Here is a 15006-nt window from a genome sequence, read left to right on the forward strand (position 1 = left end):
TCCTCACACCCTTGTGTTCGAGGGCTGGTACGGCCCGGGAGCGCTTTCCAGTTCATCACCGGGACACCTGCCGAAACAAAGCTTCGAGTGAGCCGGCGCCAACACCGTCATACCGGGCCGTAACGGGTACACGGCGCACCGGTCAGCAACGCCCAGTAGCGATCCCCGTACGACCAGTGCCACCACTCGGTCGGGTAGTTCACCAGGCCGGCCCCGCGCAGAGCGGCAGCCATGATCTGCCGGTGCCGGCGGGCGTCGGCGCCGATCGACGACGCGGCGGTGAAGCAGGCGTTGTCGCTCGCCTCCGGAGTGGCGTCCACCGCCGTGCCCATGTCCAGCTCGACGCCGTCCACGGTGCACAACGTGAGATCCACCGCGCCGCCGGTGCTGTGCGGTGCCACCTCCACCGGTGAGACGAACTTGGTGGTCTCCCGGTACAGCCGCTCCGGCGACCAGTCCGGGTGGCTGCGGCGCAACTCCTCCCGGTAGCCGGTGAAGATGTCCAGTTGCGCCTGGTGGGGCCGGTAGCCTTCGACGATCAGCAGGCGCAACCCGTCGGGCAGCGCGCGCTGCGCCGCCAGCAGACGGTCCACCACCGGCCGGCGCAGTCGCGCGTACGCACCGGCCGGATCGGCCGCCCGCGCGTCCAACCGCAGTTCGGGGACCTCACGCAGGTCGACCAACGGCGCACCGTCGTCGGCGCCGTGGACCGCCGCGACCCGCGGATCGCAGAGCAGGATCATCGTCCGGCTCCCCCGCCGGGCCGCTGCGCGTGCCGGGCGAAGGCCAGCGCGACAAGCCGGTCCAGGATCTCCCGGTAGCCGACACCGGCCGCCGCCCACACCTTCGGGTACATCGAGTGAGCGGTGAACCCCGGCATCGTGTTCAACTCGTTGACGTACAACTCGCCGGCGACCTCGTCGAACAGGAAGTCGACCCGGGCCAGGCCCCAGCCACCGATCGCGGCGAACGCCCGCACGGACAGCTCCCGGATCCGCTCGGTCACCTCCGGGGACAGCAGTGCCGGGACGATCATCGGATCGGTGTCGCCGAAGTACTTCTGGCGGTAGTCGAACCAGCCGCCACTGACCCGTACCTCGCCGACCGCTGACGCGTCCGGACGGGTGCCGCCGAGCACACCGCACTCCAACTCCCGGCCGCTGACCCCCTGTTCCACCACGACCACCGTGTCGTGTCGCAGTGCCTCCTCGATCGCCGCCGCCAGATCGTCGCCCTCGGCCACCCGGGAGATGCCGATCGAGGAGCCCATCCGGGCCGGCTTGACGAACACCGGGCGACGCAGGCCCAGCACCAGCTTCTCCGGATCCTCCGTGGTCCGGTAGGTGGTCGCGTCGAAGGAGACGTGCGGGGTGATCGGCACTCCCTCGGCCCGCAACGCCCGCTTCATCGCCACCTTGTCCATGCCGACTGCCGAGGCCAGGATGCCGCACCCGACGTACGGCACGCCCAGGGATTCGAGCACCCCCTGCACCACCCCGTCCTCACCGAACGGACCGTGCAGCACCGGGAAGACCACGTCCAGCTCGGCGTGCACCGCGCCGGGCGCGTCCATCGCGGTCACCACCGCCGTGCCGGAACGCGGCCCGGCCCGTAACTCCACCGCCGGACCGATCACCGTCAGCCGGTCGTCGATCGCCCGCTCGGACGTCGTGCCGGCGAGAAACCCGGACAGCGCCGCGTCCGGCACGAGCCGCAGCCCGCCGGCACGGGTGACGCCGATGGCGACGACGCGGTACCCACCGCCGGCCAGCGCCCGAGCCACGCCGAGCGCGGAGGCGCAGGAGACGTCGTGCTCCGCCGACGGGCCGCCGAACAGAATTCCAATGCGTACGGGCGCACTCACGCCACTGCCACCTCTTCCTCGATTCGGGCGGTCGCCGTCAGTCGGGCGACCAGTTCCGGTTCCACGTTTCCGCCGGTCAGCACCACGCCGATCGTTGGCGGCCGGGCACCGGCCGCCGCCGGCAACCGCTCGGCGGCAGTCAACCGCCGCGTCCCGCCGGACCCGAGCGAGCGCAGCGTTGCGTCGGTGGCGAGCCGTAGCGCGCCGGCCAGGCCCGCTGCTCCCGACGGTTCGGCCAGCACCTTCAGTTCCAGCAGCAGCAGTCGGAAGGCCGCCGCGATCTCGTCGTCGTCGACCCGCACCACGGCACGCAGCCGGTCGCGCAGGACGGCGAAGGGCAGTTCACCCACACAGGACGGCCGAAGTCCGTCAGCGATCGTCGGTGCCGGCGTGACCGCGACGGGTCGACCGGCCGCCAAACTACGGGCGAGTGAGTCGCAGCCACGGGGCTCGACCCCGTACACCTCGATCGGTCGGCCGGTCGCGGCCAGACAGGCACCGGCCGCGCCGCCACCGCCGCCGACCGGCAGCACGAGGGCGTCCAGCGGGGTGCCGGCCCGCTCGGCCTCCTCGATCAGTTCGAGGCTGGCACTGCCCTGCCCGGCGACGACGTCCGGATGGTCGTACGCGTCGACGATCGGGTGGCCGGTCTCGTCACTCACCCGACGGGCCACGGCCAGACGCTCCTCGACCGTCGTACCGGCGAGCACCACCCGCGCGCCCGCCGCCCGGGCCCGGGCCACCTTCGTCGCCGCCGCGTCGACCGGAAGCACCACCGTGGCGGCCAGTGCGAACGTGCGCGCCGCGAGCGCCACCGCCACCGCGTGGTTGCCGGTGCTCTGCGCGACCACCCCCTTGTGTCCGGCCGCTGCCAGCCGGCCCACCGCGAACAGCCCGCCGCGCATCTTGTACGAGCCGCCGACCTGGAGGTTCTCCGCCTTCAGCAGCACCCGGGCACCAGCCAGCCGGTCGATCGCCGGTGCGCTCAGCACCGGGGTACGCACCACCCGGCCGGCCAGCCATCGAGCTGCCTCCGGCACGTCGATCGGGGCCGGGACGGCTCTGGGGGGATCGGTGTGGGACATGTCCTCTCCTTCGAAGTCGATCATTGAGACGCCGTCGGCACGAGCGGTGCCACCGGCCCGGACGCGGACGGTCCCGACGCGCTCGGCCCAGGTGGTTCCGTCGCCGGCGGCACGGGTGGTCGCCGCGTCGGTCGTCGGGCGGGCAGGTCGAACAGCCACGTCGCCCGGATCGCCAGCAGCAGCCGGTGCAGTCCGAGGCTGAGCGCCAGCACGGCGACGGTGACCGACAGTGGGAAGCCGAGGGCCAACGCGAATCGAGCGGGCTCGTCCAGGGCGGCGATCGGCTCGGCGATCAGTCGATGCAGCAGCGCCAGCACCGGCATGTGGAGTACGTAGATCGGCAAGGTCTGGCGGCCGAGGGCGGCGAGCGGCTCGCCGACCGCCGGCTTCCGGGCCAGCCGGACCGCCACGGCGATGCCGAGCAGCACCGCGAGGACGGAGACCAGCGGCGCCACACCGGGCAGCCGGGCGGTGCCGGTCGCCGCCACGGCAGCCAGCGCGACGGCGTACGCCCCCGCGGCCAGCAGCGCCCGTCGGCCGGTGACGGCGTCGGCCCACCGCAGGACGTACCCGCGCAGGTGCAGGCCGGCCAGGAAGAACACCAGGTTCTGGTAGAGACCGGCCCGGTTACCCGGAGTGTCGACAAGCCCCGCCGAGGCGACGGCGCTCAACGTGCCGGCGGCGGCCAGCAACACCGCCGGACGGACCCGTCGCAGCGCCTTCGCCAGGACGAAGTACAGCGCCAGCGCGTACAGGTACCAGAGGTTGGACGGGGTGACCGTCAGCTGGGCCACCAGAGCGCCGAGGTCGCTCGCCCGGTCGGTGGGGAAGTCCGGGGCGAGGGCCAGTACGGCAGTGTGGATCATCAGCCAGGCGCCGTACAGGTAGAGGAAGCGGGCGACCCGGGGCCGGGCGACCGACCGCCAGGGGCGCTGCACGGCGCTCGCCACGAACAGGCCGGAGATGGTGAAGAACAGCGGCATCCGCATCGGCAGCAGCAGTTCGCCCAGGGTTCCCCAGGCCCCGGCACCGGCACGTCGAGCCGCCAGTCGATCTGGAGATAGTCCTTGACGATCACGTGCCAGAGCAGGACCAGCAGGATGCAGTCGCCCTTGGCGACGTCAGCCCAGGCCAACCTGGTCCCGGCCGAGGTCGGCATGGTGCCGCCGGGGGCGGGCCGGTCGAGGGCCGTCTCGACCACGGTGCGTTCCCGGGTGGTCATGGTCTCTCCTCTCCATGCGGGCACGGCGGCGAGTCGGTGCCGGATCGGCCGTTTCGCGGGCACGCTGAAGGTCGGGCTGCCGCGGTGTGCGGCCCCGTACCGTGGGCGCTGGTTCGTTTGCCGGCCTGGCGGCCGGGTCAGGGTGCGGTGGGTAGTTGGACGTCCACCCGGAGTCCGCCGTACTCGGCTGGGCGAGCGGCGATCAGGCCGTCGTGGGCCTGGGTGATCGAGCGGGCGATGGCGAGGCCGAGGCCGGCACCACCGCTGTGGTTCGTCCGGTCCCGGGCCAGGCGGCGGAACGGCTCGAAGAGCCCGGCGACCGCCTCGGCCGGCACCACCTGGCCCGTGTTGACCACGGTCAGGGCCGGGCTGCGACCGACGGTGACGGTGAGCGTGCCGCCCGGTCGGTTGTACTTGATCGCGTTCTCCACCAGGTTGGTCACCAGGCGTTCCAGCAGCACCCGCTCGCCCATCACCAGCCTGGGCTCCAGGTGACTCTGCACCGTCAACCCGGCCTCGGTGATCCGGTCCTGGTACGTGGCCAGTACCCCGGTCACGATGTCGTCGAGTCGCTGCGGGGTACGGGAACGCAACCCCTGGTCGCTCTCACTGAGCGCGAGCAGCCCTTCGATCAGCCGCTCGTTGCGTTCGTTGGTCTCCAGCAACTGCCCGGTCAGCAGCTCAAGTTGTTCACCGGTGAGCGAGCGGGCCATCCCGACCTCGATGAGGGTCCGCTGCACCGCCAACGGCGTACGCAGTTCGTGGGAGGCGTTCGCGGCGAACCGTCGCTGTCCCTCGTAACCGGCGGCGATGCGCTCCATCATCTCGTCGATGGACCGGGCCAGCCGGGCCAGTTCGTCGTTGCCGCGCGGGCGGAGCCGGTGACCGAGATTCTGCGGCCCGACCTGCGCGACCGGCCCGGCCAGATCCCGCACCGGACGCAGGCACCACAGCGCGCCGGCCCAGATCCCGATCACCGCGACCAGGAGTACGGCAAGCGGAGCGAGAGCCAGGACCAGACCCACGAGGTCGTACACCTGACCGCAGAGCACACCCGACCCGGGCAACCCGGTGCCGCAGAACCGCTTGCCCCAGAGCCACACCTGACTCAGTGCCCACGTCGCCAGCCCGGAAGCGGCGTATCCGACGAACAGCGCGAGCACGCCGACCAGCACAATGCGCCAGCGCGGGGTCACCCGGCACCGCCGATGCGGTACCCGGCCCGGGGCACCGTGTGGATGACCTGGGGCTCGCCGAGCTTCCGGCGCAGCGTCATCACGGTGACCCGGACGACGTTCGTGAACGGATCGGCGAACTCGTCCCACGCCTGTTCCAGCAGTTCCTCGGCGCTGACCACCCGACCTTCGGCGCGGAGCAGCACGTGCAGCACCGCGAACTCCTTCGGGCTCAGGCCGACCGGGCGGCCGGCTCGGGTGACCGTGTGCCGGGCCACGTCCAGGACGACGTCGTGCGCCCGCAGCACCGGCGGTACGGCCGGGGCGGAGCGCCGCCCCAGTGCCTGTGCCCGGGCAACCAACTCGGCGAAGGCGAACGGCTTGGTCAGGTAGTCGTCGGCGCCCAGCCTCAGGCCCTCCACCCGGTCGCGGATGCCGGCGGCGGCGGTGAGCAGCAGCACCCGGGTACCGGAGCCGGAGGCCGCCAGGCTGCGGCACACCTCGTCACCGGTATGCCCCGGCATGTCCCGATCCAGCACCGCGACGTCGTACCGGTTCACCCCGACCCATTCCAACGCTCCGTCACCGTCGTAGCAGACGTCCACCGCCATCGAGAGGCGACGCAGCCCCTCCGCGACGGTGTCCGCCAACAACCGCTCGTCGTCCGCCACCAGCACCCGCACGCTTCCGCTCCCCGTAGTCCTCGCTGTCGGGCATACGTTCTCAGGCAGGAGTTAAGGGTTCTGTAAGTGCCCGCCAAACCAATACTCAACGTAACCCCGCCAACCCCGCGCCCACAGCCAAGAACGCGTCGATCATGCAGTTGTGGCACCAGACAAGATGCGACAAAGGCTCTCATACCACCTACCACAACTGCATGATCGGCAAGGTTGGCAAGGGGTACGGGACGGTGGTGGCGAGGGTTACGGGGTTAGCAGGGCGCGAATGGTGGCAGTGATGTGGGTGGGGCGGCGGTAGAGGTCGTGGGCTGTGAAGTGGCGCATGCGCCAGCCCTCGGCGGCCAGCCAGTTCATCCGCGCTCGATCCTGCCGGAGACGGTCAGGGTCGAGATGAGAGAGCCCGTCGTACTCGATACCGACCCGGCGCTCGCGGTAGGCCAGGTCGAGTCGATAGATCCGCCGGCCATCCCGGTCGTGGACCCAGCACTGAGGCTCTGGCACCGGTAGTCCGGCATCCGCGAGAAGTAATCTCATCTGGCTCTCCTGACGGCACTCGGCCCGAGGGTCGGCAAGATCGACCAGGCGCCGCGCTTGGCGAATGCCCCGCAACGCGCGATGGACCACCAGTTCATTACGCAGCCCATCGAGGTCGCAGGCACCGACCCGTAGGCACAGATCCAGAACTGGCAAGGCGTCCATCCGCCTCAACGTCCTCGCAAGGTCAATCGCGCACCGGGCGGCAGGCGCGCACGGTACGCCGCGAGTCCAGATCGGATCCTGTACCGGCACGACGGATTCGTGAGTCACAACTCCCCTGAGCCGGGGCACCACCAGACCGGCGGGCACGATCACATGAAGATCCTCGGAACGAGCGTCCCCGAAGCCGTACAAGGAGGCACCGGTGTGGTAACCGAGGACGCACCCATCCGGTAGCCGGTCGAACACCGCAATGAGCTGGTCGTCCAGGCCAGGGTCGGTCATCGCCCCATAGACCCCTCGGCTTAACCGAGCGAGCGCCCCTGCCTCGACCCGATACCTGACCTGCCCGCGACTCCAGCCAGACGCCAACAACTCGGAGTATCTCAATACATCTGCCACACCGCCGCACTGTCCTCCGACGGCGAACCGATTTCCGCCCCCCTGTGGACAGCCAGAGCCTCTGTGGACAACCCCGCCCCGCCGCCTAGTTTCTGCTATGCCCAACGGCCCACACCCGTCGATCATGCAGTTGTGGCAGGTCACAAAAAGCGCATACGAAACATATCGACTACCACAACTGCATGATCGACGCTAAGGGTCAGTCGCAGCCCCATCCGTCGTTGTCACGGTCGAGGTCGTAGATGTCCGTGCCGACGACCTCCACCGGGCCGGTTACGTACGCGGGCCCGTTTCCGCTGCCGCCGGCACAGTCGACATCGCTGGCGATTGGCACGCATGGCGTGTAGTTCGGATCGCATCGGGAAGCCGGTTTGGTGCCCTTGGCGACAACCTCGGTGACTGGCTTCCTCGTCACGACGGAGCTGACCAGCTCCTTGCTGGTCTGCACCCCATCCACCACGGTCACCCGATAGGTCAAGGTGCGTACGCCGTCCACGCCCCGGGTGCGGACCACCCGCTTTCCTTCGGCCAGTGAAGAATCCTGCACCGTGCGGGTGCCGTGCCGGATGGTCTTCTTCTCCACGAGGCGGCGCGTCTGGACCACGGAGGTAGGGGCGGAAGCCGGGCTCGAAGGGTTGCTGTTTGCCCCGGCGGGTCCGGTCACGGTCGAGTCACCACTGGTGGCGGGCACTGGTGCCGCGTCACCGGAGATGGCGGGCACCGGCTCCACGCCACCCGTAGTGGGTGGGTCCGGCTCGGGTACGACGATGGCCGGGGCGGGCTCTTCGTTGGCGGCGGCACCTGTGCGGACGGGTTCCGGCTCACCTATCAAGGTGCCCACGACGGTGCTGCCCGCGCAGCAGAGCAGGACGAACGACATGAACACTCCACCCAGGATCATCGTGGCTCGATGGGCGGGGCTGAGACGATTGAACCAGCTCGACGAGGGCACGGGCTGAGGCGGACCAGGAGAGGTCATCGGAGTAGTCACATTCAATGAGTCTCGTCGGCGGTACTCGCGGCGCTATCCCCTGCTCCGTTGGTCGCCCGCGCCGATATGTGTTTGTCAGCTCGCTATGAGGGTCATGGTTAGGTTCCAATCGTCACCCTGATGACACAAACTGGCTCCTGACCGCTATCGGCAAGGTAGCGCTGCTCGTGCAAAGGTATGAGCCGGACCGGACCACCGTGCTGCCGGCCAGTGGTTGCACAGGTTCACGATCGGTCCGCCAGACCACCGCAGGGTGCCTGCCAAACCATTGCATCGACCCTGGTAATCCCGGTTTGTCGTGGGCGTCGTAGCCGCCGAACAGGATCCGCCTGTCGCCGGCGGTCCGGGTGTCACGGGGCTGGTCGCCGCTGTCCGCCGGCCCTGGCCCGGTGCGCCAGCGAGGTGGCCAGCACCAGTAGCAGCGCTACTCCGAACATGGCGGTGCCGATGACGTTCACCTGCGGTGGGATGCCCCGCTGGGCGGCACCCCAGACGTACATCGGGAACGTGACGGTGGTGCCCGAGTTGAAGTTCGTGACGATGAAGTCGTCGAAGCTGAGCGAGAACGCCAGCAGGGCGGCGGCCACGATGCCGGGCAGCACCAGCGGCAGGGTGATCCGCCGAAACGTCTGCCACTCGCCGGCGTACAGGTCCATCGCGGCTTCCTCCAGCCGCCCATCCATCCCGGTCAGCCGGGCCTTGACGGTCACCACCACGAACGACACACAGAACATGACGTGGGCGATGACGATGGTCCAGAAGCCGAGCGGCACCCCGCCGGAGACGAAGAGGGCAAGCAGCGACGTGCCCATCACCAGTTCCGGCGTCGCCATCGGCAGGAAGATCAGCACGTTGAGCCCGGACCGACCCCGGAACCGGTGCCGGGCCAGGGCGAACGCCATGACCGTGCCGAGCACGGTGGCCACCACGGTGGCGAGGAACCCGATCTGGACGCTGCGCAGCACCGCCTCGCACATCTCGGAGGTGGCACACGGGTTGCGCCAGTTGTCGAGGGTGAACTTGTTGAAGTCGTACGACAGCCGGCTGGACGGGCGGTTGAACGACAGCGCGGCGACCACCGCGATCGGCAGGAACAGGTAGCCGAGCACCAGCAGCGCCACGCCCAGCACCCAGTGCTCGGCGAGCCAACGGGAGATCCTCACAGGACGTCTCTCGTCCCGGCGTTGCGGAGGTAGCCGAAGACCACCGCGAGGATCGCCGACATGAGCAGGAACGACAACGCCGCGCCCTGTGGGTAGTCGAGCCGGACCAGGAACGCCGAGTCGATGACGTTGCCGATCATGTACTCGTTCGGGGTGCCGAGCAGTTCGGCGTTCAGGTAGTCGCCGGTCGCCGGGATGAAGAAGAGCAGGGTGCCGGCGGTCAGACCGGGCATCGACAGCGGCAGGGTGACCCGCCGGAACGTCTTCAGCGGGCTGGCGTACAGGTCGCTGGACACCTCCAGCAGCCGGCGGTCCAGCCGTTCCAGGCTCGCGTACAGCGGGAGCACCAGGAACGGCAGGAAGTTGTACGTCAGGCCGAGCACCACCGCGACCGGAGTGGCCAGCAGCCGGCCGTCCGGTCCGAGCAGGTGCACGTCGCGCAGCAGCCCGACCAGCCAGCCGTTGTCCGACAGGATCGTCTTCCAGGCCAGGGTACGCAGCAGGAAGCTGGTGAACATCGGCGCGATCACGCAGACCAGCAGCAGGTGCTTCCACCGGCCGGCCTTCTGCGCGATCGCGTACGCCAGGGGGTAGCCCATCAGCAGCGCCAGCACCAGCGCCATGCCGGCGTACCGGAAGGATCGGCCGAACTGCGGCCAGTACGCCTGCAACGCCGCCGGATAGTTGCCGAACGACCAGGTCAGCGCGTACCCGGTGGAGAGCGAGCCGGCGGGGTCGTAGAGGCTGGCCGCGGCGAGCTGCACCAGCGGCACGACGAAGAACAGAAACAGCCAGGCCGCGCCCGGCAGCAACAGCAGGTACGGCAGGAACCGGTGACGCCCCGGTCGGGCAGCAGGTGCCGGCGACGCCGGCTGCTCCCCGGAAGCGGTGGGTACGTGAGCCGGTGCGCTCACGCCCCAGCCTCGCTTCGCCAGCTCACCAGGACGCACCGACCGGCTCGTGGCGCATCGGGGCGGTCCGGTCGTCCTCGTCGACCTGCCGGCCGAGCAGGAAGGCGTGCCGCGGATCCCAGTGCGCCACGACCCGCTCCCCGACGGCGAACCGCTCCTGGGCACCGCTGTTGGCGACGAAGACGCTCAGCTCGGTGCCCCAGCCGGTACGCAGCAGGTACTGCGTGCTCACCCCGACGTAGGAGGCGTCGGTGATGCTGCCTTCGACATGCTGGTGGCCGGCGGGCACCTGCCCGGCCGCCGCGGCCAGGCGCAGCTTCTCCGGGCGTACGCCCAGGAGAACCGGACCCTGGTCGGCGCGGGACCGCGCCGACGGCACCGAGAACCGCGTGCCGTACGCGGTGACCAGCAGGTCGCCCCCGTTGCCACCGGAGACGTCCCCGGCGATCAGGTTGGACTGGCCGAGGAAGGTGGCCACGAAGGCAGTCGCCGGGAACTCGTAGATCTCGGCCGGCGCGCCGAGTTGCTCGATCCGGCCGGCGTTCATCACCGCGACCGTGTCCGCCATGGTCATGGCTTCCTCCTGGTCGTGGGTGACGTGCACGAACGTGATGCCCACCTCGGTCTGGATGCGCTTGAGTTCGAGCTGCATCCGGCGACGCAGCTTGACGTCGAGGGCACCGAGCGGCTCGTCGAGCAGCAGCACCTGCGGGTGGTTGACCAGCGCCCGGGCCAACGCGACGCGCTGCTGCTGGCCGCCGGAGAGCTGGGCGGGGTGGTGCCGCTCGTACCCGTCGAGCTGCACCAGGGACAGCATCCGTCGAACCTGACCGTCGACCGAGCGGATGCCGCGCCGCCGCAGCCCGAAGGCGACGTTCTCGAAGACGTCCAGGTGCGGGAAGAGCGCGTAGCTCTGGAACACCGTGTTGACCGGTCGTTTGTACGGCCGCAGCCGGGTGATGTCCCGGTCACCGAGCACCACCCGCCCGCGGGTCGGTTCCTCCAGGCCGGCGACCATCCGCAGGGTGGTGGTCTTGCCGCAGCCCGAGGCGCCGAGCAGGGCGAAGAACGAGCCCTGCGGGACCGTCAGGTCCAGCTCCTCGACCGCGGTGAAAGCGCCGAACGTCTTGGTGAGGTGGGCCAGCCTCAGATCGCCGGCCGAGGTCTGCGGATCCACCGTCATGCTCCGATGACCTGCTGGAACTTCGTTTCGTACTCCCGTTCCTGCTGCTCGTCGAGCGCCATGAAGACCTTGGCCTTGGCGAGCATGGCCTCGTCGGGGAAGATCAGCGGGTTCGCGGCCAGTTCCGGATCGATCTTCTCCAGCTCCGCCTGCGCCCCCTGCACCGGGCAGATGTAGTTGACGTACGCGGCGAGCTGGGCGGCGACGGTCGGATCGTAGTAGTAGTTGATCAACTCTTCGGCGTTGGCCTTGTGACCGGCCCGGTTCGGCACCAGCAGGTTGTCCGACCAGAGCAGTACGCCCGACTCGGGCACCACGAACCTGATCCGTTCGTCCTCGAAGCCGAGTTGGATGATGTCACCGGACCAGCCGACGCACGCCGCGATGTCGCCCTTGGCCAGGTCCGGGGCGTAGTCGTTGCCGGTGAACCGGCGGATCTGCCCCGAATCCACGGCCCGCCTGAGCTTGGTGAGCGCGTCGTCGAACTGGGCGGCGGTGAAGTCGGTCGGGTCGTGGCCGTTGGACATCAGCAGCAGTCCCATGGTGTCGCGCATCTCGCTGAGCGCGGTCACCCTGCCCTTGAGGTCGGGGCGGGTGAGCAGTTCGTCGACGGTACGGATCTCCCCGGTGACCCGGCCGTTGTAGGCCAGTCCGGCGAGGCCGGACTGCCACGGGATCGCGTACTGGTCCTCGGTGTCGAAGGGCCGGTTCCGCAGTGACGGCAGGAGATTGGCCTCGACGTTCGGCAGCTTCGACCGGTCGAGCTTCTGGATCCAGCCGAGCCGGATCATCCGAGCGGTCATCCAGTCGGTGAGCACCATGATGTCCCGCCCGGTGCTCTGGCAGGCGGCGAGCTGGTTCTGCACCTTGCCGAAGAACTCGTTGTTGTCGTTGATGTCCTCGGTGTAGGTCACCTGGATGCCGGTCCTGCTGACGAATCCGTCCAGGCTGGGGCGCCTCGACTCGTCGTCTTCGTCGACGTCCATGTACTGCGGCCAGTTGGAGAACGCCAACGTCCTCTCCGCGCCGGACAGATCCTCGCTGACGCATCCCTCCTCGGTCTGCTGCGCCGCGGGGGTGCCGCAGCCGGTCAGGGTGCCGCCGCCGGCGAGGAGGGCGGCCGAGCCGAGGGTGCCGGTGAGCAGGCCACGCCGGGTGAAGGGCCGGTGGGCACCACGCATGAGACGGTTCCTATCAATGATCGTCGGCGACAGGGGCGGGGTGGGCCCGCCGGCTGGGGCTGGAGCCGGCGGCGACAGACGAATGATCCTGACATGAGGCGAGGATGCCAGCCACGCCCTGGGCACATCCCCTGACTCACCCTGCCCCGCCACCGGCCGCTCGCCCCAAACCACACCGCTTGACCCACCCAGACCGCTCGCCCACCCAGACCGCTTGACCCACCCAGACCCCTCGCTCGCCCAGACCGGACCCACGCGGGCCGAACCCACGCACGCCGAACCCACGCGGGCCGGACCCACGCGGGCCGAACCCACGCACGCCGAACCCACGCACGCCGGACCCACGCGGGCCGGACCCACGCGGGCCGGACCCACGCGGGCCGGACCCAGGCAGGCCGCCTGGCCCACCTAGGCCGCTTGATCCACTCGACATGCCGCATCCCGCGCCATCCAGGTCGCCTAAGACCGCAAGATGCCGCATCTCGACGACCGAGCCGGGCGAGAGCACGGCTGAAGGGGGCCGGCTGAAGGGGGCCGGGTTAAGGGGGCCGGGTTAAGGGGGCCGGGTTAAGGGGGCCGGGTGAAGGGGGCCGGGCGACTGAGCGGGGCGACCAGCCGGGCGACGTGGCGAGCGGGGGCACCGGATGCGGCGACCGGGCCGGGTAGGCGAAGGAGAGTGGCGGCTCAGACCGTACTTCGGACGGTGCTGGTGACAAAGGCGCGCCAAGCGGCCGGGGTAAAGGCCAGGGTGCCGCCGGTCCGGTCCTTGCTGTCACGCACCAGGACCCGGCCGGGCAGGTTGTCGGCCACCTCGACACAGTCGCCGCCGTTGTTGCTGCTGCGGGTGGCGGTGCGCCAGCGGGCGCCGGTCAACTCCATGTCGTCGCCACTTCCCTGATCAGGTCGATGGACCGTCGGCGAGGCAGCGCCTCACCGGTGACGCTCTCCCACCTCGCGCCCAGGCTAGCAAGGTCGGCACTGTCGGTCACCACCTGACCGCGCAGTTGATTGTCCAGGTAGGCCGCCTCAGCGCCGTCGGGCATCCGGGCCAGCACGAACGGCCCGGCCAGGCCGGTGTGCCACGGGTTCTCCGCCGGAATGACCCGGACCTGCACGTGCTCCCGCTCGCCCAGCGTGGCCAGCTGGGCCAACTGCTCCGCCATCACACGCGGATCGCGGCTGACCGGCCGCCGCAGCACCACCTCGTCGATCACCGCGACCAACTGAAGCGGGGTCTCCCGCTCCAGCACCCGCTGCCGCGCCAGCCGCGCCACCACGATCTCGTCGACCTCCGTCGGCGCCAGCAGGCCGCCGGTGGCCAGCACCGACCGGGCGTACGCCTCGGTCTGGAGCAGACCCGGCACGAGCAGTGGCTGGTACGACCGGATGGACCGGGCGTCCTGCTCCAGTTCCGCCCACGCCCGGAACCAGGGCAGGTCCCGGCGGCGGAACGGCTCCGGCCAGAGCTCGGCGGCCTTGCGCCCGAGAAGGTTGGCGACGGCGATCCGGGTCCGTGGATGCGGGATCCGCCCGTCCGCCAGCCAGCGAGCCGCCGTCTTCGGGTCGACGCCCACCTTCCCGGCCAGGGACTCGGCCGTTTCGCCCTTGTCCGCCATCGCCACCCGCAGCGCCTCGTTGCCCACTGCCCCGTTGCCCATCGCAGCCTCCCGACTCGCGTCACCCTCCGGCGCACGCTAGTCACCGCAAGTGGCCGTGTCCGCTGGCTGCCGGCGTGTTGCGGCCAGGACTGTTTCGCGCATCCGAGGTGCGCTCCAGACGCCCCCGAGATGCCCTGGCGACGCCCCAGTCGCGGTCGCCCCAGCTCCGACGCCCTGGGGCCCTGAAGCGAACCCACACCCAGCCCACCGGGCGGGTTCCGCCCCGACGACATCCACCCACGTCCACCCACGCCAACCACCGCGACCGTCCCCGCGATCAAGAAGTTCTGGTCGCCTGAGGGCTCGGAACGCGACCAAAACTTCTTGATCAACGCCGACCGGCCGGCCGGCCGGTGGGGTGGGTCAGTGGGTGGGGGGGATTACGCGGAGGTGGCCGCGGCGGGAGGTGGCGGAGGGGGCGGGGGGTGCGGAGGGGTGATTCTGGTCGTCCTGGGGAGGACGGGGGGCGGGGCGGGCGGCCTCGCGGACCGCTTCGGCGAGTGCGACCAGGTCGTCGGTGGTGGGCGGCGGGGGCTCGAACTCGCCCTCGTGGCGGACGACCTCCCAACCGCGCGGGGCGGTCAGGCTGCGGGCGTGCGGCTCACAGAGGTCGTACGTGTGTGGCTCGGCGAAGGCGGCCAGCGGGCCCACCACGGCTGTCGACTCGTTGTAGACATAGGTCAGCGTGGCGACCGCTTGCCGGGGGCAGCCGTTGCGGGAGCAGCGCCGTGGTGACCTCACCGGCGCAGGGTATCTCCATTACCGGCTCCGGCGCACCGCTTCGCGTTACGACAC

Annotated in this window: 15 protein-coding genes; all 15 read right to left on the reverse strand. The window is 70.2% G+C overall.

Going from position 1 to position 15006, the window contains the following annotated elements; all coding sequences use genetic code 11:
- Window positions 1-107 precede the first annotated feature (107 nt).
- Window positions 108-743 (reverse strand): M15 family metallopeptidase, encoded by a 636-nt coding sequence (locus O3597_RS20550; RefSeq protein WP_281602116.1) that lies wholly within the window; start codon window positions 741-743, stop codon window positions 108-110.
- Window positions 740-1864: a D-alanine--D-alanine ligase family protein gene (locus O3597_RS20555; protein ID WP_281602117.1), complete on the reverse strand. Its 1125-nt coding sequence runs from the start codon at window positions 1862-1864 to the stop codon at window positions 740-742. Before O3597_RS20555 ends, O3597_RS20550 begins: the two co-directional genes overlap by 4 nt.
- Complete coding sequence (locus O3597_RS20560) at window positions 1861-2949, reverse strand: pyridoxal-phosphate dependent enzyme (RefSeq protein WP_281602118.1); 1089 nt, start codon at window positions 2947-2949, stop codon at window positions 1861-1863. Before O3597_RS20560 ends, O3597_RS20555 begins: the two co-directional genes overlap by 4 nt.
- Before the next feature lie 20 nt (window positions 2950-2969).
- Complete coding sequence (locus O3597_RS20565) at window positions 2970-3938, reverse strand: acyltransferase (protein ID WP_281602119.1); 969 nt, start codon at window positions 3936-3938, stop codon at window positions 2970-2972.
- Between the two features lie 370 nt (window positions 3939-4308).
- The gene (locus O3597_RS20570) at window positions 4309-5367 is read right to left on the reverse strand and encodes a HAMP domain-containing sensor histidine kinase (RefSeq protein WP_164446028.1); all 1059 of its coding nucleotides are present in this window, start codon (window positions 5365-5367) and stop codon (window positions 4309-4311) included.
- Window positions 5364-6029: a response regulator transcription factor gene (locus tag O3597_RS20575; RefSeq protein ID WP_281602120.1), complete on the reverse strand. Its 666-nt coding sequence runs from the start codon at window positions 6027-6029 to the stop codon at window positions 5364-5366. The genes O3597_RS20570 and O3597_RS20575 overlap by 4 nt, the downstream gene beginning before the upstream one ends.
- Window positions 6030-6269: 240 nt before the next feature.
- A complete protein-coding gene (locus O3597_RS20580; protein WP_164446030.1) occupies window positions 6270-7124 on the reverse strand; it encodes a type IV toxin-antitoxin system AbiEi family antitoxin domain-containing protein in 855 nt (284 codons plus the stop codon).
- A gap of 199 nt (window positions 7125-7323) precedes the next feature.
- Window positions 7324-7707, reverse strand: coding sequence for a G5 domain-containing protein (locus O3597_RS20585; protein ID WP_164446031.1), 384 nt, complete (start codon window positions 7705-7707; stop codon window positions 7324-7326).
- Between the two features lie 758 nt (window positions 7708-8465).
- A complete protein-coding gene (locus O3597_RS20590) occupies window positions 8466-9278 on the reverse strand; it encodes an ABC transporter permease (RefSeq protein ID WP_281602121.1) in 813 nt (270 codons plus the stop codon).
- On the reverse strand, window positions 9275-10192 hold the full coding sequence (locus O3597_RS20595; RefSeq protein WP_281602122.1) for an ABC transporter permease: 918 nt from the start codon (window positions 10190-10192) through the stop codon (window positions 9275-9277). Before O3597_RS20595 ends, O3597_RS20590 begins: the two co-directional genes overlap by 4 nt.
- A gap of 22 nt (window positions 10193-10214) precedes the next feature.
- A complete protein-coding gene (locus O3597_RS20600; RefSeq protein ID WP_281602123.1) occupies window positions 10215-11372 on the reverse strand; it encodes an ABC transporter ATP-binding protein in 1158 nt (385 codons plus the stop codon).
- The gene (locus tag O3597_RS20605; protein ID WP_281602124.1) at window positions 11369-12553 is read right to left on the reverse strand and encodes a spermidine/putrescine ABC transporter substrate-binding protein; all 1185 of its coding nucleotides are present in this window, start codon (window positions 12551-12553) and stop codon (window positions 11369-11371) included. Before O3597_RS20605 ends, O3597_RS20600 begins: the two co-directional genes overlap by 4 nt.
- Window positions 12554-13237: 684 nt before the next feature.
- A complete protein-coding gene (locus O3597_RS20610; RefSeq protein WP_281602125.1) occupies window positions 13238-13432 on the reverse strand; it encodes a DUF397 domain-containing protein in 195 nt (64 codons plus the stop codon).
- Window positions 13423-14211, reverse strand: coding sequence for a helix-turn-helix transcriptional regulator (locus O3597_RS20615; protein WP_281602126.1), 789 nt, complete (start codon window positions 14209-14211; stop codon window positions 13423-13425). Before O3597_RS20615 ends, O3597_RS20610 begins: the two co-directional genes overlap by 10 nt.
- Window positions 14212-14574: 363 nt before the next feature.
- Complete coding sequence (locus O3597_RS20620) at window positions 14575-14952, reverse strand: DUF3499 domain-containing protein (RefSeq protein WP_281602127.1); 378 nt, start codon at window positions 14950-14952, stop codon at window positions 14575-14577.
- Between the last annotated feature and the right edge of the window lie 54 nt (window positions 14953-15006).

The organism is Verrucosispora sp. WMMA2044 (assembly GCF_027497155.1).
GTDB lineage: Bacteria > Actinomycetota > Actinomycetes > Mycobacteriales > Micromonosporaceae > Micromonospora > Micromonospora palythoicola.